The organism is Acidovorax radicis (assembly GCF_020510705.1).
Classification (GTDB): Bacteria; Pseudomonadota; Gammaproteobacteria; order Burkholderiales; family Burkholderiaceae_C; genus Acidovorax; species Acidovorax radicis_A.
The window spans coordinates 4,089,600-4,111,255 of sequence record NZ_CP075184.1 but is presented as its reverse complement, the minus strand read 5'-3'; the positions used below and the strand labels follow the sequence as shown (position 1 = coordinate 4,111,255).

Sequence of the window (21,656 nt, the reverse complement as noted above, 5' to 3'; positions counted from 1 at the left end):
AAGGAGTTTTTCATGCTCAAGAACAAGGTAGCCATCGTGACGGGTGCATCGTCGGGCATCGGGCGTGCCATTGCGCTCCTGTGGGCGCGTGAAGGCGCCAAAGTGGTGGTGTCTGACGTGAACGTCGCCGCGGGCGAGGAGACGGTCGCGCTGGTGCACGCGGCCGGGGGCGACGCTATTTTTGTGGCGGCCAATGTTGGCGAACCCCAGGACTGTGAGGCCTTGGTGAGCCGCACCGTCGCCCACTATGGCCGCCTGGATATCGCCTGCAACAACGCGGGCATCGGTGGCCCGCAGGCGCCCACGGCCGACTATCCGCTCGACGGCTGGGCGCAGGTCATCAATATCAACCTGTCGGGCGTGTTTTACGGCATGAAGTACCAGATCCCCGCCATGCTCAAGCAGGGCGGCGGTTCCATCATCAACATGGCCTCCATCCTCGGTTCGGTGGGGTTTGCCACCTCGCCAGCCTACACGGCCGCCAAACATGGGGTGGTGGGGCTGACCAAGGCGGCGGCGCTGGAGTATGGCGCGCTGGGCGTGCGCATCAATGCCGTGGGCCCTGCGTTCATCCACACGCCGATGATCAGCGGGCTGGAGCAAGACGCGGGCGTGAACACCATGCTGGTGGCTGCACACCCCATGGGCCGCCTCGGCCAGCCCGAAGAAGTGGCGGAGCTGGTGACCTGGCTGGCGTCCAGCAAGGCCTCCTTCGTGACCGGGGCGTACTACCCCGTGGACGGCGGTTACCTGGCGCGTTGACGTGCGCGGGGAGAGAGGCCCCTCTGGCCCTCTCTCCCTCTTGTCTTGCGTCTTGCCAAGTTTCTCAGGCTGGCACCGGCGGGTTCGCAGCCTGCATGGCCCTGTGCGCCTGCGCGGCGATGTCCAGCGAGCGCAGGCGCAGTGCCGGGTCGTACACATCGCTGACCAGCATGAATTCATCGGCCCCAGTGGCATGGTGCAGCCGTTCAAGCCCGGTGCGCACGGTGTCAGGGCCGCCGATCACGGCTGCGGCCAGAAAATCATCGATGCCCGCCCGCTCTTGTGGCTGCAGCTGCGCCGCGTAATGGGCGATAGGCGGCAGCAGGCGGCGGCGGTCCCCGGTCAGGATCCCCAGCACCCGCTGATAAGTGCTGCTGGCCAGAAAGTCGGCTTCTTCGTCGGTGGGGGCTGCAATCAACGGAACACCAATCACCACATAGGGCTTGGGCCAGGCGGCGGACGGGCGGTAGAGATTGCGATACAGCTCAATGGCCTGGAGCAGAAGGCGCGGCGCGAAATGGGATGCAAATGCATAGGGCAGGCCACGCTCTGCTGCCAGCTGCGCAGAGAACAGGCTGGAGCCAAGCAGCCAGATCGGCACTTGGGTGTCGGCCCCCGGCATGGCGATGAGCCGCTGGTTGGGTTCGGCAGGGCCCAGCAGCCGCTGCAGCTCGGCGACATCCTGGGGGAAGTCATCGGCCGTCTCGACCCGGCTGCGGCGCAGCGCGCGCATGGTGGCGGGGTCGGTGCCGGGCGCGCGACCCAGGCCCAGGTCGATGCGGCCGGGGTACAACTCGGCCAGCGTGCCAAAGGCCTCGGCAACCACAAGGGGCGCGTGGTTGGGCAGCATCACACCGCCTGAGCCGACGCGAATACGCGAGGTGCCTCCAGCAATGTGGCCAACCAACACCGCTGTGGCAGAACTGGCGATACCCGCCATGTTGTGGTGCTCGGCCAGCCAGTAGCGGGCGAAACCCAAGGCTTCGGCGTGCTGCGCAGTGCGCAGCGCAATCTGCAGTGCCTCAGCCACCGTGCCCCCTTCGCGGACGGCAACAAGGTCAAGCATCGACAGGGCGGGGCGGTGGGTGGTGTGGGTCATGGTGTCATTGTCGGGCGCTGTGGACGTTGGTGCAGGCAGCGGCGCAGAGCCGGCACGGACCGAGGGGTTGCCCGCAGCAGAGCCTGCACGATGTCAATTTCTGATAGCCAAAAAGCCCATCCCGCTACAGAATGTTTCAAGCCATTTTGCGTGTCGGCATCGTTGGGTGCTCTGAAGAGATGGATAGCGAGGGATGTTCCATGGGATTTTTTAGCCGTTTGTTCAAAATCAGGGAGCAAGACCCCTCAAGCCCCGACACGACCTGGGCTTTGGAAGACAACGGCAGTGAGCTGGTGCTGGATGCTGAATACGCGGCCACGTTGATGACCGAAATCGACATTGATGCCGCCATTGCGAGCCATGAGCGCTGGCGGTTGCAACTGCAGGACATGGTCAACGGCCGGTCCGACGAGGTCATGCGACCAGAACGCATTTGCCATGATGATCGTTGTGACCTGGGCCGTTGGCTCTATGGCACGGGCCGCGTGCGCCTAGGGCATTACCCGGCGTTTGACATGCTGGTGGCCCGCCATAAGTATTTTCATCAGCAGGCGGCCGATGTGGTGACGCTGTACCAGTCGGGGGACGCGGCCAAGTCGGTACAACTGCTCAACAGCAGCTGCCGGCACGCGTCCAACCAGGTGCTTCTTCTGCTCAAGGAGCTCAAACGCGGGTTGGGGCGCTGACTGGAACTTCTGTTCCAGAGGGTGACAGCGCTGAAAACGCGATGGCACCACACACAAATTTTCACGACCGAACCACCTGTTCACCAAGGGGTCGTCTTGAAATCGACACAAATGCCCGTATCATTAGCACTCGCAGTAGTTGAGTGCTAACACCACATCGGCTGCCGGTAATTTGGTGGTGTCCGGAGGTCCGGGCGCCAAATCAGTCAGCTTTTTCACTGAAAACAGGAGCATTGCAATGAAACTTCGCCCTCTGCACGATCGCGTGATCGTCAAGCGTATCGAAAGCGAAACCACGACCGCCTCCGGCATCGTGATCCCTGACAACGCCGCTGAAAAGCCTGATCAAGGTGAAGTGCTGGCCGTCGGCCCCGGCAAGAAGAACGACAAGGGCGAAGTGATGGCCCTGAACGTGAAGGTCGGTGACCGCGTTCTGTTCGGCAAGTACTCGGGCCAGACCGTCAAGGTCGGCGGCGACGAGCTGCTGGTCATGAAGGAAGACGATCTTTTCGCAGTGGTCGAGAAGTAATTTTCGTCCTCTGAGTTACTCATCTTTTAATAGCTGCTAGCGCTTTATTAATAAGCGCCAGCGGTCAATTTGATTCAAATCTTGTAGGAGCCAAACATGGCAGCAAAAGACGTAGTTTTCGGCGGCGAAGCCCGCGCTCGCATGGTTGAAGGCGTGAACATCCTGGCCAACGCGGTCAAGGTCACGCTGGGCCCCAAGGGTCGCAATGTGGTGCTGGAGCGCTCGTTCGGCGCCCCCACCGTGACCAAGGACGGTGTGTCCGTGGCCAAGGAAATCGAACTCAAGGACAAGCTGCAGAACATGGGCGCCCAGCTCGTGAAGGAAGTGGCCTCCAAGACCAGCGACAACGCTGGTGACGGCACCACCACCGCTACGGTGCTGGCACAAGCCATCGTTCGCGAAGGCTTCAAGTACGTTGCCGCCGGCATCAACCCGATGGATCTGAAGCGCGGTATCGACAAGGCTGTGGCAGCCCTGGTCGCCGAGCTGAAGAAGGCTTCCAAGCCCACGACCACCTCCAAGGAAATCGCACAGGTCGGTTCGATCTCTGCCAACTCCGACGAAACCATCGGCAAGCTGATCGCTGACGCCATGGACAAGGTTGGCAAGGAAGGCGTGATCACCGTGGAAGACGGCAAGTCGCTGGACAGCGAACTGGACGTCGTGGAAGGCATGCAGTTTGACCGCGGCTACCTGTCGCCCTACTTCATCAACAACCCAGAAAAGCAATCCGCCATTCTGGACAACCCCTTCGTGCTGCTGTTCGACAAGAAGATCAGCAACATCCGCGACCTGCTGCCTACGCTGGAACAAGTCGCCAAGGCCGGCCGTCCGCTGCTGATCATCGCCGAAGAAGTCGAAGGCGAAGCCTTGGCTACTTTGGTGGTCAACACGATCCGCGGCATCCTGAAGGTGGTGGCTGTGAAGGCTCCTGGCTTCGGCGACCGTCGCAAGGCCATGCTGGAAGACATCGCCATCCTGACGGGCGGCAAGGTCATCGCTGAAGAAGTGGGCCTGACGCTCGAAAAGGTGACGCTGGCCGACCTCGGCACGGCTGCACGCATCGAAGTGGGCAAGGAAAACACCATCATCATCGACGGCGCTGGCGCTGCTGCTGACATCGAAGCCCGCGTAAAGCAAGTGCGCGTGCAGATCGAAGAAGCCACGTCCGACTACGACCGCGAAAAGCTGCAAGAGCGCGTGGCCAAGCTGGCTGGCGGTGTGGCCGTGATCAAGGTCGGCGCTGCTACCGAAGTCGAAATGAAGGAAAAGAAGGCCCGCGTGGAAGACGCACTGCACGCTACGCGCGCAGCGGTGGAAGAAGGCGTTGTGGCTGGTGGCGGCGTGGCTCTGCTGCGTGCCAAGCAAGCGGTTGGCACCTCCATCAAGGGTGACAACGCTGACCAGGACCATGGCATTGCTCTGGTGCTCAAGGCCATCGAAGCGCCTCTGCGCGAAATCGTGAACAACGCCGGCGGCGAAGCCTCGGTGGTGGTGAACGCTGTGTTGGCCGGCAAGGGCAACTTCGGCTTCAATGCTGCCAACGACAGCTACGGCGACATGCTCGAACTGGGCATTCTGGACCCCACGAAGGTCACCCGCACGGCCCTGCAAAACGCCGCATCCGTGGCCTCGCTGCTGCTGACGACCGAGTGCATGGTCGCTGACGCACCGAAGGACGAATCCGGCGCTGGCGGCGGCATGCCTGACATGGGCGGTATGGGCGGTATGGGCGGCATGGGCATGTAATTGCCAGGCCCCTGCGTAGCGGCCTGGTGCTGACTGCGCAGCCCACACCACAAAAGCCCGCAGGCCTTACGGTCTGCGGGCTTTTTCTTTTCTATAGGGCCAACGCGGGACGCTGGCCTGCAGTGGCTTTACTCCCCGCTGGGTTGCACCCACCAATAGATCAACACCAGGGTGCCGATACCGGTAAGCGACAGCAGCTGCCACCAGCCAGAACGGCCAATGTCATGCAAGCGACGAGCCCCCACGGCCAGCGCTGGCAGCAGCAGGGCCAGAGCGGCAACGCCGTATAGCGTCTGGCTGATCATGGTGGCAATCACCAGCACCCCGAGCTGGAACAAAGCAAACCACCAGAACTCGGAACGTGGAGCACGGCCCGAAAACCCTGCGTACTGCGCGAAGCAGCTTTTGACAGCTGAAACAAAATCCATAGCGAACTCCCTCTCTTGAACAATCGTTGCTTGGTCACGGGGTAACCCCGCGTGGCCATGATAGAGGGGCGCCGCGACAAGTCCAGCCGACTTGGCGCACGCAGCAGCCACGTTGCGCCGCCGATGCGACGGGATCGGAAATCGTTTGCTCCTATTTGACGGCTATCCGCACATATTGCACTAGGGCGCATTCGGCCGTTCTTTTTCAAAGACGGGCGGGTGCCGTCAGTCCAGCTCCGTCAGTCCCAGAAAGTGGTCCAGCATGTGGAAGTGGTCTTCGAAGAACTCCTCTTCCAGTCCCGCCAGCTGGTCAATCCGCGTCCACTGCACCAGAGCCGCATCGTCATCGGCCAGCACCGCCGGAAAGGGTGCATCTCCCAGGTCGAAGTAGTGTGCGTGGGTGATGGTGCGGCCACGCTGGCTGCGGTCGGGGTGGTCGAACACGGCGACGGATTGCAGCGCGGTGCGCATGCGGGCCTCGGGCAGGTGGCAGTGGGTTTCTTCCGCCAGTTCGCGCAGGCACGATTGCCACACGGTCTCGCGCTGTTCGATGAAGCCGCCGGGCACGGCCAGCTGGCCCTTGCCGGGTGCGTGGGCGCGGCGGATCAGCAGCACGTGGTCCTGGCAGCGCAGCACGGCATCCACCGTCACGAACACGGGCGGGTAGGGCGCGGCGGCCCAGGCGTTGCGGTAGTCGCGCAGCATGCGCCACTCTTCCTGCAGTGCGGGGTAGCGCGGGGTCTGTGCAAAGTGCTCCAGCGTGGCGATGGTGCTCTCGGGAATCTCTTCGGCCAGCGGCGCCACGGCAGCACGCGCGGTGGCGGGCGTGGCGCCAAAGTACGCGTCGCGGATGGCGGTGGCGTCGATGCTGCCCTGGCGTTCTACGTGGATGAGCTGCCAGCCAGGAAAGGCGCTGAGGTAGCCGCTGGTCGCATCCTTGAAGTGGCCCACCAAGCCAATGCGTGCGCCCGGTACGGTCATGCGCGCTACGCCCCGGCGCACGGCCTGCACCCACACGGCTTCGTTGTAATAGTCGCGCATGGGCAGCACCTGCACACGGGCGCTGTCTGCAGGGGACAGCGCCGCGCGCAGCATGGCTTCGCGCTCCTGCCAGGTGAATGGGTTCTTGGGCGAGCGGGCCTGCCATGCCGATCCCACGACCACGATGACTTGCCGTGCGCTGGCGAGCGCTCGGCGCAGCAACGCCAGGTGACCGTTGTGAACGGGCTCGAAGCGCCCGATGTAGATGGCGATGTCGACCATGTGTCTCCAGCAGTGGCACGCACCAGTGTGCGCCCGAATCAACATTGCGGATGGTTGCCGCCTCACTGGCCACGCGCAAAGCGTGATGCCCGGAGGGTGCACCGAACAATAATTTGAGTGTTTTTGGCTGCTGGCGCAATCAATACAAGCGCAAGCAGCTATCTTTTTTGTAGTGATTCTATCGTGGCTCCCGCCCCTTTCGCTGCCAGAGGGCTGTCGGGGGGGGGCTCACTGGGGTTGCGCCCCTCGCCCCGGCGGTGTTGCCTTCGCTCGGGCCGGTGGGCTGGCAGAAAAACACTGGACCTTGACTTTGGAACATGGTGACAATGCGGGCCTTGTGCTACGCATTGGTCTCTGTCGGCGGGTACGTGTGCTGCACTTGATTGCCCCGGCGATGGTCGCGTGCGTACCTGCGCAGGCCCCGCCTTCAATAACAGGCCGGCGGCATGCTGGCCGCTGAGGGAACTCCATGTCTTTGCGGTTCAAATTCAATCTGGTGCTGGCCGGCGTTTTGTTGCTGGCGGTGCTGGGCGCTGGGCTCTACGTCCACCGGTTCTTGCAGAAATCGGCCATCCAAGAGGTGCAGCACAACTCGCAGATCATGATGCACTCGGCCATGGCCATCCGTGACTACACCACCGAATTGGTGAAGCCCCACCTGGATGTGACGTTGGCCGAAAAATTCCTGCCGCAAACTGTGCCCGCCTTTGCTGCCACAGAAACACTGCGCCGTCTGCAAGACCGTTTTCCGGGCTACGAATACAAAGAGGCGGTGCTCAACCCGACCAACGTGCGCGACCGCGCCAACGAGTGGGAGGAGCGCATCATCAGCGACTTCCGCGAGGGCCGGGCCGACCTCAAGAAAGAGGCGACGGGCGAGATTGGTGAGGGTATGTACCGCGCCATGTATGTGGCCCGTCCCATCACGATCAAACAGCCGCAGTGCCTGGCTTGCCACAGCACGCCCAGCGCTGCACCGCCCACCATGCTCAAGGTATATGGCGACAAGAACGGGTTTGGGTGGGGCATGAATGAAACGGTGGGCATCCAGGTGGTGAAGGTGCCGATGTACTTCCCGCTGGAGAAAGCGCGCCAGACGTTCAACACGGTGATGACGGCGCTGGTGGCAAGCTTCCTGCTGCTGTTTGTGGTGCTTAATTTGTCGCTGTCTTCGCTGGTGATCGAGCCTATGGCGCGGCTCAACAGCAAGCTTGAAGACCTGGCCACTAGGGACTTTCTTACCGACCTAGTCAATCGCCGCCGCTTCTTTGAGCGGCTGGAGACCGAAATGGCCGACACGCGCATCCATCACAGCAGCCTGTCGGTGGTGATGTTCGACATCGATTTTTTCAAGCGCATCAACGACACCTATGGGCATGACTCGGGCGACGTGGTGCTCAAAAGCACAGCGCTGCGGGTGCGCGAGCTGCTGCGTTCTTCAGACTGCGCAGCGCGTTTTGGTGGCGAGGAGTTCATCATCCTGCTCAAGGAAACACCGGTGGATGCCGCCATGGCCATGGCCGAAGCCGTGCGGGCCCGCATTGCCGGGGTTCCGTTCGACGCTGTGGGCCATGTGAGCGCCAGTTTTGGTGTGGCCACCTGGGACCAGAAGGAAGACGCACAGGCGCTCATCAAGCGGGCAGACACCGCGCTGTATGTCGCCAAATCGCGCGGCCGCAACTGTGTGGTGCAGGCCGAAGAAGCCGCTTGAGAGTGACGGAGCGGCACAGCCTCAGAACGTGTTCACGTTCTAAAGCGCCACCGAGAAAATCTCAAGCCGCCGTGCTGACCAGGGCCGCTTCGTACTCGTCCTGGTAGGCGCGCGCCAGCGCTGTTTTCTGCTGGTCTGTCAGCAGCTTGCCCGCCATCTGAAAGAAGCGATGTTCTTCTTCTTTCAGGTGGTGCTCCACTTTCTCGGCCAGCTTCTTGGCCAAGGGCAACCAAGCCGGGCTTGATGCCTCGGTCTCTTGCAGAGATTCCACGAGTTCGTCGATCTGGTGGTGCTCCGAAATGGCATGGCGCGACAGGTCCACGCCAGCATCGTGTGCCAGCAAAGGCACATAAAAATGGCGGTCTTCTGCCATCGCATGCGCGGCCAGCTCGGTGCGCAGTTGATCAAAAATCGCATGGCGCTCTGGCGTGTCGCCGCTCGTTTCGATCAGTTGTGCGTACAACGCACGCTGGCGCTCATGGCTTTCGCGCAGGGCTTCAAAAATATTCCGTGGGCTCATGGCGATCCTGGGGTGATAGGTGGCGAAGAGGAAAGGGGCGCGTTGTGACACCTGCACGACCATGGGCCATGCGACGTGTGGGGAGCCCCGGCTACTTGAGGGCCTTGCGAGCGGCACCCACCCCCAAGGCGCCCAGCACCACAAAGATCACGGCGATGGCGAGGAAGATGAAAAACAGGATCTTGGCAATGCCGGCTGCACCAGCGGCCACACCGGTGAAGCCCAAAGCACCGGCAACGAGCGAGACCAGGGCAAAAATGATGGCGTACTTGAGCATGATGGGTGTCCTTGTAGGGGATGCAGCGTTGTGCTGCGCAGCGGTGAGTCTGAACGATAAAGGGCGAGGTGCATGGCGCGCCGTCAGCGGGCAAGGGTTGTCTTTGTAGGAGAGGGCCGCCCGGCGCGGGTGTATGAAACGCGGCGCCCATGGCAAAAAAAGCCGCAGCGCGTTGCGCACTGCGGCTTTTGCTTTTGGCTTTTGGTATGGGGCGTTGGTCGTCGCCTGCCCCGTCCGATTTGCTCCGCGGCTTGCAGGTCAGCAAGGCGGCGTGGCAGTGTTTGTGGCTGCTTTCACATCGCTTGCGCGGCGGGGTTACAGCCCTGCTGCTGCACGCAGTGCCGCCGCTTTGTCGGTCTTTTGGCCTACGCTCACATCGCTGCGCGATATGAGCTTCGTCCACGTACGGAAAGCCGCGCGATGCGCGGAGGGCTTACAGCCCTGCTGCCGCACGTAGTGCGGCAGCCTTGTCCGTACGTTGGCTGCGGCACGGGCCTTGCGGCCCTTCACATCGCTACGCGATATGAGCCTGCGCCGAAAGCCGGACAAGCTCGCTTCGCTCGGGGCCTTTACAGGCCCGCCGCTGCGCGCAGCGCAGCAGCCTTGTCCGTCTTTTCCCAGGTGAACTCGGGTTCTTCGCGGCCGAAGTGGCCGTAGGCCGCGGTCTTTTCGTAGATGGGGCGCAACAGGTCCAGCATCTGGATGATGCCCTTGGGGCGCAGGTCGAAGTGCTCGCGCACCAGCTCGGCAAGGCGCTCGTCAGACACCACGCCCGTGCCTTCGGTGTACACCGTGATGTTCATGGGCTCGGCCACGCCGATGGCATAGGCCACCTGGATCTGGCATTGGCGCGCCAGGCCGGCGGCCACGATGTTCTTGGCCACGTAGCGCGCGGCGTAGGCGGCCGAGCGGTCCACCTTCGTTGGGTCCTTGCCGCTGAACGCGCCGCCGCCGTGGGGGCAGGCACCGCCGTAGGTGTCCACGATGATCTTGCGGCCGGTGAGGCCGCAGTCGCCTTGCGGGCCGCCGATGACAAAGCGGCCCGTGGGGTTGATCAGGTAGCGGGTGTTCTGCAGCCATTCCTTGGGCAGCACGGGCTTGATGATTTCTTCGATGACGGCTTCGGTGAAGCTCGCCTTCATCTTGGTCTGCGATTCGCTCTGGTCGGGGTGGTGCTGGGTGGAGAGCACCACGGTGTCGATGCTGTGGGGCTTGCCGTCCACATAGCGCATCGTCACTTGCGACTTGGCATCAGGGCGCAGGAAAGGCAGGCGGCCGTCCTTGCGCAACTGGGCCTGGCGCTCGACCAGGCGGTGCGCGTAATAGATGGGCGCGGGCATCAGCTCGGGCGTCTCGTCGCAGGCGTAGCCGAACATCAGGCCCTGATCGCCGGCGCCGGTGTTCAGGTGGTCGTCCGAAGCGTGGTCCACGCCCTGTGCGATGTCGTTGCTTTGTTTGTCATAGGCCACCAGCACGGCGCAGCCCTTGTAGTCGATGCCGTAGTCGGTGTTGTCGTAGCCGATGCGCTTGATGGTGTCGCGCGCCACCTGGATGTAGTCCACGTGCGCGTTGGTGGTGATCTCACCTGCCAAGACCACCAGGCCGGTGTTGGTCAGCGTTTCGGCAGCGACGCGGCTGCGGGGGTCTTGCTTGAAGATCGCATCGAGAATCGCGTCCGAGATCTGGTCGGCCACTTTATCGGGATGGCCTTCGGAGACGGATTCCGAGGTAAAAAGAAAGTCGTTCGCCATTTGAATAAACTCCTGTGTTCCGGCATTTGGGGCGTTGCCCTCACCCCGAAGGAGCTTTGGCGAACGCTTTAGCAGATTTTTTTAACGTCGCCCTGCAAGTTGCTCATTTAACTCAGCGACCTCTTTATTTTAATGCCAGTCGTCTTTCGTTTCTTTTCCGTGTTTCCACTGTGGTTGCTCCATGTCATAGGGGCGGCTATGGGCTGGGTGGCATTTGCTGCATCGTCCACGTACCGGCGCCGGTTCATGGCCAACCTGGCGCGGGCTGGGTACTCCTTGGGCGCGGTGCACGCCGCTGTGGGCCATGCGGGCCGCATGGTGGCTGAATTGCCGCGTTTGTGGCTCGGGGCGCCGCTGCCTTGCCGCATTGAAGGGGAGGCCTGTGTGGAGCAGGCCTACGCAGCGGGGCGCGGCATCCTTTACCTGACGCCGCACCAGGGGTGTTTCGAGCTGTCAGCCCAGGCGGCGGCCCGGCGCTGGAGCGCAGAACGCGGCCCGATCACCGTGCTGTACCGGCCTGCTCGCCAGGCTTGGCTGGCCAAGGTGATGGAAACCGCGAGGAATCGGCCCGGCATGCTGGCGGTGCCCACCACCTTGGCCGGTGTGCGGCAAATGATCAAGGCCTTGCGCCGTGGCGAAGCCGTGGGTCTTCTGCCAGACCAGGTGCCGCCTGCTGGGCAGGGGCATTGGGCCCCTTTTTTTGGCCGTGATGCCTACACCATGACCCTGGCGGTGCGCCTGGCCCAGCAGACCGGTGCCGCCATCGTGCTGGCGCGCTGCGAGCGCCTGCCCTGGGGGCGGGGGTTTGTCACGCATTTCGAACCGCTGGCGCAGCCTTTGTCCGATCAACTGGAAGTTGCCGTCTTGCAGATCAATCAAGCCATGGAACACCTTATTCGCCAGTGCCCCGAGCAGTACCTCTGGGGCTATGCCCGTTATAAGCAGCCGCGTGCCGAGGCGCTGCCTGCTGAAGGGGCTTCGGCATGACGGGCCGCCTGGGGGTGTGGTTCATGCGGGTGCTGGCCCTGTTGCCGCTGCGCGTGCTGCGCGGGATGGGCTGGGCGATTGGCCGCATCCTTTTTGTGCTGGCCGCGCCGCGCCGTCGCGTGGCGTTGCGCAACCTGGCGTTGTGTTATCCCGATGTGCCTGAGAAGCAGCGGCGTGTGTGGGCCCAAGAGACTTTTGTGGTGTTTTGCCAATCGTGGCTGGACCGCAGCTGGTTGTGGTTTGCACCGCGTGAGGTGGTGCTTGAGCGGGTGAAGCTCACGGGTGCGCTGGGCGAGCTCGAAGGCGACACACCCACCATCATCTTTGCGCCGCATTTTTATGGCATGGATGCCGGTGGGTCGGCGCTCACGCTGCATACATCGCGGCCGTTCACATCGATTTTTTCCACCCACCCCGACCCGGCCGTGGATGCGTGGTTTCGTGAGGGGCGCCAGCGGTTTGGCGATGTGCGCATGCTCAACCGCAACGACGGCGTCAAGCCCATCATCTCCAACCTGCGCAAGGGCGGGCTGCTGTATCTGCTGCCCGACATGGACTTCGGGCGCAATGATTCGCTGTTCGTGCCGTTTTATGGCGTGCAGGCCGCCACGGTGCCGTCGCTGTCGCGTTTTGCGCGGCTGGGGCGCGCCAAGGTCATTGCGATGGTCACGCGCCTTACGCCTGGCGGCTACTGCGCCGAGATCACGCCCAGCTGGCCCGGCTACCCCTCGGATGACGTGCAGGCGGACACAGCACTCATGAATGCGCGTTTGCAGAGCTACATCGATGCGTCACCCGGCCAGTATTACTGGGTGCACAAACGCTTCAAGACCAGGCCGCAGGGCGAGGCGTCGGTGTATTGACGCTCGGTGGCCTCCACCGGTGGCCGTCTGCTGGTGGGCACTGCCTGGCTGTGTGGCCAGAAAAATATGGAGAAATTGGCCTCTAGCGCTTACCCATAAAGCGCTGACAGCTATTATTTTGATTGCAAAAAGCGCTGCAGGTCCAGCGCCACACGTTCGGGGTGCTCGTGCACGATCCAGTGCGAGGCCTTCTCCACCTGCCGCAACTGCAGCTGCGGCACCCATCCCGGCAGGCCGTCGAGCAGGCCGGGCAGCAGGGCCGGGTCGTCCATGCCCCACAGCACCAGCGTGGGCACCGTCACTGCCAGCATGGATTCTGGCAGGGTGATGGCTTGGGCCGCAGGATCGCCATCGCGCGGTGGGCGCAGCGGGCTGGCGCGGTAGTAGTTGCAGGCGCCGGTCAGGCCCTGCTGCCAAAGGGCGCGGTACTGGGCGCGTACGCTGTCGGTCAGCCACGCCGGGGCGCTGCCATCGGGCGCGTTGAAGAAAGCGAACAGGCGGCGGAAGTCGTCTTCGGCCAGCAGTGCCTCGGCATCGGGCCTGCACAAAAAGTGCATGTACTGGCTGCCCGCCTGCTGGGCTGGGTTGTGCTGCAGCTCGCGCAAAAAGGCGCCGGGATGCGGGGAGTTGATGATGGCCAGCCGCTTCATCAACTGCGGCTGCTGGTTGGCCAGGTTCCAGGCCACGGCGCCGCCCCAGTCGTGCGCCACCAGGCATTCCAGCGCACCGTCGGGGCACTCGTGGGCGATCAGCGCCGCCAGGTCCTGCACCAGGTATTTGGCGCGGTAGGCATCGACCTCGACCGGGCTGCTGGACGGGCCAAAACCGCGCAGATAGGGCGCTATGCAGCGGTAGCCGCCGTTTTCAGGGCGGGAAAAGTGCGCCAGCTGCTCGTCCCAGATGAAGGCGCCCTCCGGGAAGCCGTGCAGAAACAGCAGCACCGGGCGGCCTGCCACGCCACTGACGCGGCATTGCAGGGTGGTTCCGTGGGGAAGGAGGACAGAGCGGTTTTGAATCATGGCGCTACGCATTTAATAGCTGGTAGCGCTTGATGGATAAGCGCTAGGGCCTAGTTTTGTTGAATATCCTCGGAGTCAGCCGATGTGGGGGCATCGGTGGCGGCTGTGCCTGTGGTGCCTGTGTCTGGCGTCGTGTCAGCCGCAGGCAGCACCGGGTGCGCCCATTGCCAGAGCAGTTGTGCCACTTCGTCCACGCCTTGCTTCTTGAGGGCCGAGAACATCTTCACCTCGCCGCCGCCCGCGTGCAGTCGCGTAATCGACAGGATCTTGGCCTGTTCAGCACGCGTGAGCTTGTCGGCCTTGGTCAGCACGATGAGGAATTTGAGGCCTTCCTCGACGCGCGGGCGCACCACCTCGAGCAGGGCTTCGTCCAGCTCGGTCAGACCCAGGCGGGGGTCACACAGCAGCACGATGCCGGTGAGGCCGGGGCGGCTGACCAGGTAGTTCACCATCACCTGCTGCCAGCGTACTTTGTCCGAGCGTGATACCGCCGCATAGCCATACCCGGGCAGGTCGGCCAGCACGGCGTCCGTCACGCCCTGCTTGCCCAGCGAGAACAAATTGATGTGCTGGGTGCGCCCGGGTTTCTTGGACGCAAACGCCAGCTGTTTTTGCTGTGTGAGCGTGTTGATGCACGTGGATTTACCCGCGTTGGAGCGGCCCACAAAGGCGATTTCGGGCACGTCGATGGGCGGCAGGTGGTGCAGCTGTGCGGCCGTGGTCAGGAACTTTGCGGTGTGCATCCAGCCCATGGCGATCTTGGCGTCGGGTGCGGGCGGAAGGGAGCCAGCAACTGGCGCGATAGTGGAGGTCGTCATGAGAAATTGGGATGCGATGGAGCCTCATTGTAGAATCGCGAGGTTTTGCGGACATAAATACACACCCTCGATATGAAGTTGCTCGCCTATTTGCTGACGGCTGCCGCTCTGGCAGCACCTGTTTTCTCGGCCTTTGCGGCGGGCGATGCCCCCAAAGCGGCCAAGCCGGACCTCGTCAAAGGCGAGGCCACCTTCACTGCGGTGTGTGCGGCCTGCCACAACGCAGACGGCAATTCATCCATCGCTGCCAACCCCAAGCTGGCGCAGCAGCATCCCGAGTACCTCGTCAAGCAGTTGCAGGAGTTCAAATCCGGCAAGCGCAACAACGCCATCATGAAGGGGTTCGCCAGTGCCTTGTCGGATGACGACATGCGCAATGTGGCGTATTGGCTGACCTCCAAGCCTGCCAAGGCCGGGTTTGCCAAGGACAAGGATCTGGTGGCCATGGGTGAGCGCATCTATCGCGGTGGCATTGCCGATCGCCAGATCGCAGCCTGCGCAGGTTGCCACAGCCCCAACGGCGCTGGCATTCCGGCGCAATACCCGCGTCTGTCGGGCCAGCACGCCGACTACACCGTGGCGCAGCTCAACACCTTCCGCGACGGCACACGCGCCAACAGCATCCAGATGACCCAGGTGGCCGCCAAGCTCAACGACAAGGAAATCAAGGCCGTCGCCGATTACATCGCCGGGCTTCGTTGATCTTTGTCAAACCCGTCACCCGGTTGTCCGGGTGGTACGGAACCAACCGCCAATAACAATCCCCAAAAAAGGGCGGGTCCATCGTACAGATGGTCCCGCCCTTTTTCTTTCGCGCCCACCACCTTTTTCCTCATGTCCGACAACACCCAGGGCCTTCGCATCCAGTCTGGCTCGCAGCCCGTGCGCGCCACGGTTGAATTGCTGTCTTCGATGCGATTCGCCATTTCACTGCTGACGGTGATCTGCATCGCCTCGGTGATCGGCACAGTGCTCAAGCAACACGAACCGGCGGTCAACTACGTCAACCAGTTCGGGCCATTTTGGGCCGAGGTTTTTGGCGCCATCCACCTCAACGCGGTATATAGCGCGTGGTGGTTCCTGCTTATCCTGGCTTTTTTGGTGACCAGCACCTCGCTGTGCATCGCCCGCAACACGCCCAAAATCCTGGTCGATCTCAAGTCGTACAAGGAAAACATCCGCGAACAGAGCCTGAGGGCCTTTCATCACAAGGCGCAGGCCAATCTGCCGGAGTCCGCCGAGACCGAGGCGCGGCGCATCGGTGCGCTACTGGTGGGGGGTGGCTGGAAAGTGCGCCTGCAGCAGCGTGACACCGCTGCGGGCCCTGGATCGGGCTGGATGGTGGCGGCCAAGGCCGGCGCGGCCAACAAGATCGGATACATCGCAGCGCACAGCGCCATCGTGTTGGTCTGTCTCGGCGGTCTGCTCGATGGTGACCTCATCGTGCGCGCCCAGATGCTGCTCGGCGGCAAGACGCCCTATCAGGGCGGTGGCCTGATTGCCGATGTGAAACCCGAACACCGCTTGTCTGAGCGCAACCCCACCTTCCGTGGCAACCTGCTGGTGGCCGAAGGCACCCAGTCGAGCACGGCCATTCTGAGCCAGTCCGATGGCGTGTTGCTGCAGGATTTGCCCTTTGCCATCGAGCTCAAGAAATTCATCGTGGAGTACTACTCCACCGGCATGCCCAAGCTGTTCGCCAGCGAGATCATCATCCACGACAAGGTCACGGGCGAAAAAATGCCGGCGCGCGTGGAGGTGAACCACCCCGCGAGCTACAAGGGCGTCGAGATCTACCAGTCGAGCTTCGATGACGGTGGCTCGCAGCTGAAGTTGCATGCCATCCCCATGGTGCCCGGTGCGAAGGGTTTTGATGTGGAAGGTGTGGTGGGCAACTCCACGCAGCTCACCAACAAAGGCGGTGGACCGGGCAGTGAAACCCTGACGCTGGAGTTCACCGCATTGCGCACCATCAACGTCGAGAATTTTGGTGACACCGGCCCTGCAGCCGGTGGGGTGGATGTCCGCAAGGTGGACTTGCGCGACTCGGTGGAATCGCGCCTGGGCGCGGCCAACAAGACAACCACCAAAAAGGAGCTGCGCAATGTGGGCCCGAGCGTGAGCTACAAGCTGCGCGATCAGGCAGGCCAGGCGCGGGAGTTTCACAACTACATGTTGCCCGTCGACACGGGGGACGGCGTGCCCGTGTTTTTGCTGGGAGTGCGTGAGTCGCCCGCCGAACCCTTTCGCTACTTGCGGGTGCCCGCCGACGACAAGGGCAGCATGGACGGTTTCATGCGCATGAAAGCTGCGCTGGCCGACCCGGAGGCGCGTGACGAAGCGGTGCGCCGCTATGTAGCGCAGGCCATCGACACATCGCGTACCGAGCTGGCTGTGCAATTGCAGCAATCCGCGTCGCGTGCATTGGCACTGTTTGCGGGCCATGGCCTGGTCGATGGCAAGCCCACGGGCGGGCTGCAGGCGGTGTCCGATTTCATGGAGGCCAACGTGCCCGAGGCCGAGCGCGCACGCGCTGGCGAGGTGTTGGTCCGCATCCTCAACGGTGCGTTGTTTGAGGTGGCGCAACTCTCCCGCCAGCGCGCAGGGCTGCCGCCGTTGGCGCAGAGCGCACAGACGCAGAGTTTCATGACGCAGTCCGTGCTCTCGCTCAGCGATGCGCAAATCTACCCGGCGCCGCTGGCTTTTGAACTCAAGGACTTCACGCAGGTTCAGGCCAGTGTGTTCCAGGTGGCGCGAGCCCCTGGCAAGAACATTGTCTATTTGGGCTGCGCCTTGCTGATTTTGGGCGTTTTTGCCATGCTTTATGTGCGCGAGCGGCGCATATGGGTGTGGGTGGCTCCGAAAGATGGCCAGACCCACGCCACCATGGCCTTGTCGACCAATCGCAAAACGATGGATGGCGATCAAGAGTTTGTAAAGCTCGCACAAAAACTGATCGGGGCTTCGCCCCGCGAAGGCTCCGCATGAACACCGCCACAACCACTACGACTATTACCCTGAACGAGGGGTTTTTCTCTCGCCGCAACTGGTTTGACTGGTTGTTTGCCGCCATCGTGGCGGTGGGGGCGCTGTATGCACTGCAGCGCTATGGCAGCTACATGGATGTCTATGAAAAGGGCATTTTGCTGGGGGCTATTCCGTTCACTGTCTGGTTGGGATGGTTCTGGCGCCCCTTGCGGGTTCTGATGCTTGTGGTGGCGGCCGTGGCGCTGATGGCGATCGGCTTGTACCAGCAGGATGGTGTTGGCAATTTGGTGCGCGCCGAAACGGTGTTTGGACTCAAGTACTTTTTGTCCAGCCAGTCTGCCATTTTGTGGATGAGCATGCTGTTTTTCATCAGTACCGCGTTTTACTGGGTTGGCATGTTCTCGCGGGGCGAGGGCAAAACCATGAGCATGCTCGGCTCGCGCATCGCGTGGCTGGCCGTGGCCATGGCGCTGATCGGAACGATGGTCCGCTGGTATGAAAGCTACCTTATCGGCGCGGACGTTGGCCATATCCCGGTGAGCAATCTCTACGAAGTGTTCGTGCTTTTTTGCTGGATGACGGCCGCTTTTTACCTGTACTACGAAGAGCAGTACGACACCCGCGCCCTCGGTGGTTTTGTGATGCTGGTGGTGAGTGCAGCGGTCGGGTTTTTGCTGTGGTACACCGTGGTGCGCGAAGCACATGAGATCCAGCCACTGGTGCCCGCGCTCAAAAGCTGGTGGATGAAGCTGCACGTGCCAGCCAATTTCATCGGGTACGGCACCTTTGCGTTGTCGGCCATGGTGGCCTTTGCGTACCTCATCAAGCAGCAGGCCACTGAAAGCCGTTGGTACAAGCTGGCGCCGCTGTGGCTGCTGGGGATCGTGCTGTGCTTCGAGCCCATTGTCTTCCGCCCGGGAGCCACCGAAAACGGCGGCAGCTACTGGATGATTTATTTCGGCATTTCTGCGTTCATCGTCGCCAGCATCCTGCTGGGGCGCAAGCGCATCGCCGCGCAGCTGCCGGCGTTGGAGGTGCTGGACGATGTGATGTACAAATCCATCGCCGTGGGTTTTGCGTTTTTCACCATCGCCACGGTGTTGGGCGCGCTGTGGGCGGCCGAAGCCTGGGGCGGATACTGGAGCTGGGACCCGAAGGAAACCTGGGCACTTATCGTGTGGTTGAACTATGCCGCGTGGCTGCACATGCGCCTGATGAAGGGGCTTCGTGGGACCATGTCGGCATGGTGGGCGCTGGGCGGGTTGGCTGTCACCACCTTCGCGTTTCTGGGGGTGAACATGTTCCTGAGCGGCTTGCACAGCTACGGCACGCTGTAGGGACGCCAAGGACGCGGCCTGCAACTATTGCGTCTTCGGTGTAACCTGCTGGGTTCGTGGAACGAATTGACAGTTATTGCGCTCTACCGAGCAGCTGTCACATCGCGAGAACGACCGGAGACCTTGTATGCTGATTCCATCCCGCCAACTGGGTGCAGGCCACCCACGCTCCTCCGAAATCACCCCCCGGTCGGTGTATGAAGACCGCCGCCAGATACTTCGGGCCATGGCGGGCGGCGCTGCTGGCGCCGCGCTGGCCTCTTGGGCGGGGCGTGAAGCGCTGGCCCAGGTGCCGCGCCCTGGCAAGCTCTCCGCCTTGGCGGGCGTGAAGTCCACGGTGCCAGGGGCGCTGTCCATGGAGAAACTCACGGACTACAAAGACGCGAGCACATACAACAATTTTTACGAATTTGGCACCGACAAGGCAGACCCCGCCCGCAACGCCCACACCTTGAAAACCACGCCATGGACGGTGGAGGTAGAGGGGTTGGTGAAAAAACCTGGCAAGTACGGCATCGAAGACCTGCTCAATCTCAGTGCGCAGGAGGAGCGCATTTACCGGCTGCGCTGCGTGGAAGGCTGGTCCATGGTGATTCCATGGGTGGGCTATTCGCTGGCCGAGCTGATCAAGCGCGTGGAACCCCAGGGCAGCGCCAAGTACGTGGAATTTGTGACCTTGGCTGACAAGGCCACGATGCCGTATGTGGGCTCACGTGTGCTCGACTGGCCTTACGTGGAGGGCTTGCGTATGGATGAGGCCATGCACCCGCTCACCCTGCTGGCGTTTGGCATGTATGGCGAGGTGCTTCCCAACCAGAACGGAGCGCCCGTGCGCCTGGTGGTGCCGTGGAAATACGGCTTCAAGAGCGCTAAAAGCATTGTGAAAATCCGCTTTGTCGAGAAAGAGCCCGGCACCGCCTGGAACAAGGCTGCCCAGCAGGAATATGGCTTTTATTCCAACGTGAACCCCACTGTGGACCACCCGCGCTGGAGCCAGGCCACCGAGCGGCGCATTGGGGAAGATGGCCTGTTCGCCAAAAAGCGCAAAACGCTCATGTTCAACGGCTACGAGGCCCAGGTGGGCCAGCTGTATGCGGGCATGGACCTCAAGAAGTTCTTCTGATTGCTGAGGTCGATTCGACTGGGCGATTGCACTGCAAACGGACGAACGGCCGCTCTTCCCCATGCGAAAACTTCTGCTCCACCCGGCCGCCAAACCCGCGGTTTTTATGGCGTACCTGCTTCCGCTGGCGTGGCTGATCTATGCAGCGGTTGCGGATCAACTGGGAGCCAACCCCGCCGAGGCACTGATCCGTGCGACCGGTGACTGGACACTGCGGTCGCTTTGTCTGGTGCTGGCCGTTACCCCCTTGCGTGTGCTCACGTCCACGCCACAGTTAGCGCGCTTTCGGCGCATGCTGGGCTTGTTCGTGTTCTTTTATGGCGTGCTTCATCTGCTCAGCTATAGCTGGTTCGACATGGGTTTTGACCTGGCCGAGATCGCGCGTGACATCGCAAAACGGCCGTTCATCCTTGTGGGGTCTCTGGCGCTGCTGTTGTTGGCGCTGCTGGCCGCCACCTCGTTCCATCGAGCCATCAAGGTGCTGGGTGGCAAGCGGTGGCAGGCACTGCATCGCGCCGTGTATGGGGTGGCCGCGCTGGCCATCCTGCATTTTTTCTGGATGCGTGCGGGCAAGAACAATTTTGGTGAAGTTGCGGTGTATGCCGCCATCCTCGGGGCCCTGTTGGGATGGCGAGCCTTGCGTGCGCTGCACAAGCACACCAACGGGAACAAGGCCCCTAGCGGGACGGCCGCCTTGAGGGGATCAGCCACGGACTTGCGTTAGTGCCTATTTGCTATTAAATATATAGCTGCTTGCGCTTGTGAATAAAGCGCTAGAGGCCAATTTGGCTGCTATTTTTGCCAAAGGCGTTGTTGAGCAATGGTCGCGTGAGTGAAACCAGGTTTCCTCGAAATCCGCTCGCGATGTGTGCCGCTGCGCCGCTGGAGTTATTCTCAGCCGTTGACTGCGCGCAATGCGGGGCGCATTTGGCGCGTGACCGGATCGATGTACCCCTTCGGAATCTGATACGCCCGGTCGTCGAATACATCAATGCCACACATCAGGTTTTCGATCCAATCAAAAAAGTCGTTGATGGCCTGTTTACCCATGATCGGGGCGCCGTGCTGGGGCACCAGCATGGAGATGTCGAGCTGCCGAGCCATGCGCGCCCACAGACGCAGGATCTTGTTGGACACCATGTAGCGGCGGTGAAAACCTTCCATGAACGGAATGTGCGGGGCAAGGTCGGTCACGGGCACGCGCGCTTGTGCGCCAGACATCATTGACACGGCAAGATCTCCCGTAAACAGGATGCGGCTCACAGGGTCGTAGAACTGGAAATTGCCCTCTGAATGCATGAAATGGGCGGGCACCAGAATCAGCTCATTGCGCCCCAGCGGCAGACGGCCGCCGCTGTCCGGCACGCTGATGATGCGGTTTTCTGTTTTACCAACCTTGGTGAAATGCGGCACAAAACGCTCCCAGACGCGCGAGATCACCAAATTGGCCCGGGTGCTGGTCAGCCACCGATCCAGCGAGGCAATGATGTCCGGGTCGGCATGGGATGCGAGCAAATACGACAGCTTGTGCGGCGGGAAATGCTGGGTCATTCCCATGAATAACTCGTTGAATGCGAGGTTACCGCCCGGGTCGATGATGGCGCCGGTATCGTCGTCCACGATGAGAAACTGATTGGCCTGCACGGCCATGCCATCTTCCTCAATGAGGTCGGTGAACATCAGGCAAGCGTGATTCTTGTCGCGGTAGAGTTCCAGGGCCATGGCCGTCCTGCAGTGCAATAAAGC

21 protein-coding genes are annotated in these 21,656 nt (G+C 62.0%); 12 read left to right on the top strand and 9 right to left on the bottom strand.

Annotation, left to right across the window (positions count from 1 at the left end; translation table 11 throughout):
* The first annotated feature begins 12 nt into the window (after positions 1-12).
* On the top strand, positions 13-762 hold the full coding sequence (locus tag KI609_RS18825; protein WP_226445074.1) for an SDR family NAD(P)-dependent oxidoreductase: 750 nt from the start codon (positions 13-15) through the stop codon (positions 760-762).
* Between the two features lie 64 nt (positions 763-826).
* On the opposite strand, the gene KI609_RS18820 is transcribed toward KI609_RS18825, so the two are convergent.
* Positions 827-1,861: an LLM class flavin-dependent oxidoreductase gene (locus KI609_RS18820; RefSeq protein WP_226445073.1), complete on the bottom strand. Its 1,035-nt coding sequence runs from the start codon at positions 1,859-1,861 to the stop codon at positions 827-829.
* Positions 1,862-2,061: 200 nt separating this feature from the next.
* Here KI609_RS18820 and KI609_RS18815 point away from each other — a divergent pair, with 200 nt between their 5' ends.
* From KI609_RS18815 to groL, 3 genes are all read left to right on the top strand, one after another.
* Positions 2,062-2,547, top strand: a complete 486-nt coding sequence (locus KI609_RS18815; protein WP_226450532.1) for a CZB domain-containing protein — start codon at positions 2,062-2,064, stop codon at positions 2,545-2,547.
* Positions 2,548-2,785: 238 nt separating this feature from the next.
* Positions 2,786-3,076, top strand: coding sequence for a co-chaperone GroES (locus tag KI609_RS18810; RefSeq protein ID WP_226445072.1), 291 nt, complete (start codon positions 2,786-2,788; stop codon positions 3,074-3,076).
* Between the two features lie 96 nt (positions 3,077-3,172).
* Positions 3,173-4,825, top strand: a complete 1,653-nt coding sequence (gene groL / locus KI609_RS18805) for a chaperonin GroEL (protein ID WP_226445071.1) — start codon at positions 3,173-3,175, stop codon at positions 4,823-4,825.
* Positions 4,826-4,953: 128 nt separating this feature from the next.
* Here groL and KI609_RS18800 read toward each other — a convergent pair whose 3' ends face one another.
* Together KI609_RS18800 and KI609_RS18795 are read right to left on the bottom strand one after the other, a co-directional pair.
* Complete coding sequence (locus KI609_RS18800; RefSeq protein WP_226445070.1) at positions 4,954-5,253, bottom strand: DUF805 domain-containing protein; 300 nt, start codon at positions 5,251-5,253, stop codon at positions 4,954-4,956.
* A gap of 225 nt (positions 5,254-5,478) precedes the next feature.
* Positions 5,479-6,516: a bifunctional nicotinamide-nucleotide adenylyltransferase/Nudix hydroxylase gene (locus tag KI609_RS18795; protein WP_226445069.1), complete on the bottom strand. Its 1,038-nt coding sequence runs from the start codon at positions 6,514-6,516 to the stop codon at positions 5,479-5,481.
* Between the two features lie 469 nt (positions 6,517-6,985).
* Between KI609_RS18795 and KI609_RS18790 the strand changes: the two genes are divergently transcribed.
* Entirely contained in the window at positions 6,986-8,227 is a 1,242-nt protein-coding gene (locus KI609_RS18790; RefSeq protein ID WP_226445068.1) for a diguanylate cyclase, read from the top strand.
* A gap of 61 nt (positions 8,228-8,288) precedes the next feature.
* On the opposite strand, the gene KI609_RS18785 is transcribed toward KI609_RS18790, so the two are convergent.
* The 3 genes from KI609_RS18785 to metK all read right to left on the bottom strand — a co-directional run bounded on the left by KI609_RS18785 (position 8,289) and on the right by metK (position 10,775).
* Positions 8,289-8,747 (bottom strand): hemerythrin domain-containing protein, encoded by a 459-nt coding sequence (locus KI609_RS18785; RefSeq protein ID WP_226445067.1) that lies wholly within the window; start codon positions 8,745-8,747, stop codon positions 8,289-8,291.
* Between the two features lie 91 nt (positions 8,748-8,838).
* Positions 8,839-9,024 (bottom strand): DUF1328 domain-containing protein, encoded by a 186-nt coding sequence (locus KI609_RS18780; RefSeq protein WP_226445066.1) that lies wholly within the window; start codon positions 9,022-9,024, stop codon positions 8,839-8,841.
* 569 nt (positions 9,025-9,593) lie between these two features.
* Positions 9,594-10,775, bottom strand: coding sequence for a methionine adenosyltransferase (metK, locus tag KI609_RS18775; RefSeq protein WP_226445065.1), 1,182 nt, complete (start codon positions 10,773-10,775; stop codon positions 9,594-9,596).
* A 132-nt stretch (positions 10,776-10,907) separates the two neighbouring features.
* Between metK and KI609_RS18770 the strand changes: the two genes are divergently transcribed.
* Both KI609_RS18770 and KI609_RS18765 read left to right on the top strand, forming a co-directional pair.
* A complete protein-coding gene (locus tag KI609_RS18770) occupies positions 10,908-11,762 on the top strand; it encodes a lysophospholipid acyltransferase family protein (RefSeq protein WP_226445064.1) in 855 nt (284 codons plus the stop codon).
* On the top strand, positions 11,759-12,625 hold the full coding sequence (locus tag KI609_RS18765; protein WP_226445063.1) for a lysophospholipid acyltransferase family protein: 867 nt from the start codon (positions 11,759-11,761) through the stop codon (positions 12,623-12,625). Before KI609_RS18770 ends, KI609_RS18765 begins: the two co-directional genes overlap by 4 nt.
* 113 nt (positions 12,626-12,738) lie before the next feature.
* Here the strand turns inward: KI609_RS18765 and KI609_RS18760 are convergent, their stop codons facing one another.
* Positions 12,739-13,644, bottom strand: a complete 906-nt coding sequence (locus tag KI609_RS18760) for an alpha/beta fold hydrolase (RefSeq protein WP_226445062.1) — start codon at positions 13,642-13,644, stop codon at positions 12,739-12,741.
* A gap of 50 nt (positions 13,645-13,694) precedes the next feature.
* On the bottom strand, positions 13,695-14,396 hold the full coding sequence (gene yihA, locus KI609_RS18755) for a ribosome biogenesis GTP-binding protein YihA/YsxC (protein WP_413463441.1): 702 nt from the start codon (positions 14,394-14,396) through the stop codon (positions 13,695-13,697).
* A 138-nt stretch (positions 14,397-14,534) separates the two neighbouring features.
* Here yihA and KI609_RS18750 point away from each other — a divergent pair, with 138 nt between their 5' ends.
* The 5 genes from KI609_RS18750 to KI609_RS18730 all read left to right on the top strand — a co-directional run bounded on the left by KI609_RS18750 (position 14,535) and on the right by KI609_RS18730 (position 20,634).
* On the top strand, positions 14,535-15,164 hold the full coding sequence (locus KI609_RS18750; RefSeq protein ID WP_226445060.1) for a c-type cytochrome: 630 nt from the start codon (positions 14,535-14,537) through the stop codon (positions 15,162-15,164).
* Positions 15,165-15,296: 132 nt separating this feature from the next.
* Positions 15,297-17,450: a cytochrome c biogenesis protein ResB gene (locus KI609_RS18745; RefSeq protein ID WP_226445059.1), complete on the top strand. Its 2,154-nt coding sequence runs from the start codon at positions 15,297-15,299 to the stop codon at positions 17,448-17,450.
* On the top strand, positions 17,447-18,787 hold the full coding sequence (gene ccsB / locus KI609_RS18740; RefSeq protein ID WP_226445058.1) for a c-type cytochrome biogenesis protein CcsB: 1,341 nt from the start codon (positions 17,447-17,449) through the stop codon (positions 18,785-18,787). Before KI609_RS18745 ends, ccsB begins: the two co-directional genes overlap by 4 nt.
* A 127-nt stretch (positions 18,788-18,914) precedes the next feature.
* Positions 18,915-19,910, top strand: coding sequence for a protein-methionine-sulfoxide reductase catalytic subunit MsrP (gene msrP, locus KI609_RS18735; protein ID WP_226445057.1), 996 nt, complete (start codon positions 18,915-18,917; stop codon positions 19,908-19,910).
* Between the two features lie 61 nt (positions 19,911-19,971).
* Entirely contained in the window at positions 19,972-20,634 is a 663-nt protein-coding gene (locus KI609_RS18730; protein ID WP_226445056.1) for a sulfite oxidase heme-binding subunit YedZ, read from the top strand.
* 170 nt (positions 20,635-20,804) lie between these two features.
* Here KI609_RS18730 and KI609_RS18725 read toward each other — a convergent pair whose 3' ends face one another.
* Complete coding sequence (locus tag KI609_RS18725) at positions 20,805-21,632, bottom strand: MBL fold metallo-hydrolase (RefSeq protein ID WP_226445055.1); 828 nt, start codon at positions 21,630-21,632, stop codon at positions 20,805-20,807.
* Positions 21,633-21,656 lie beyond the last annotated feature (24 nt).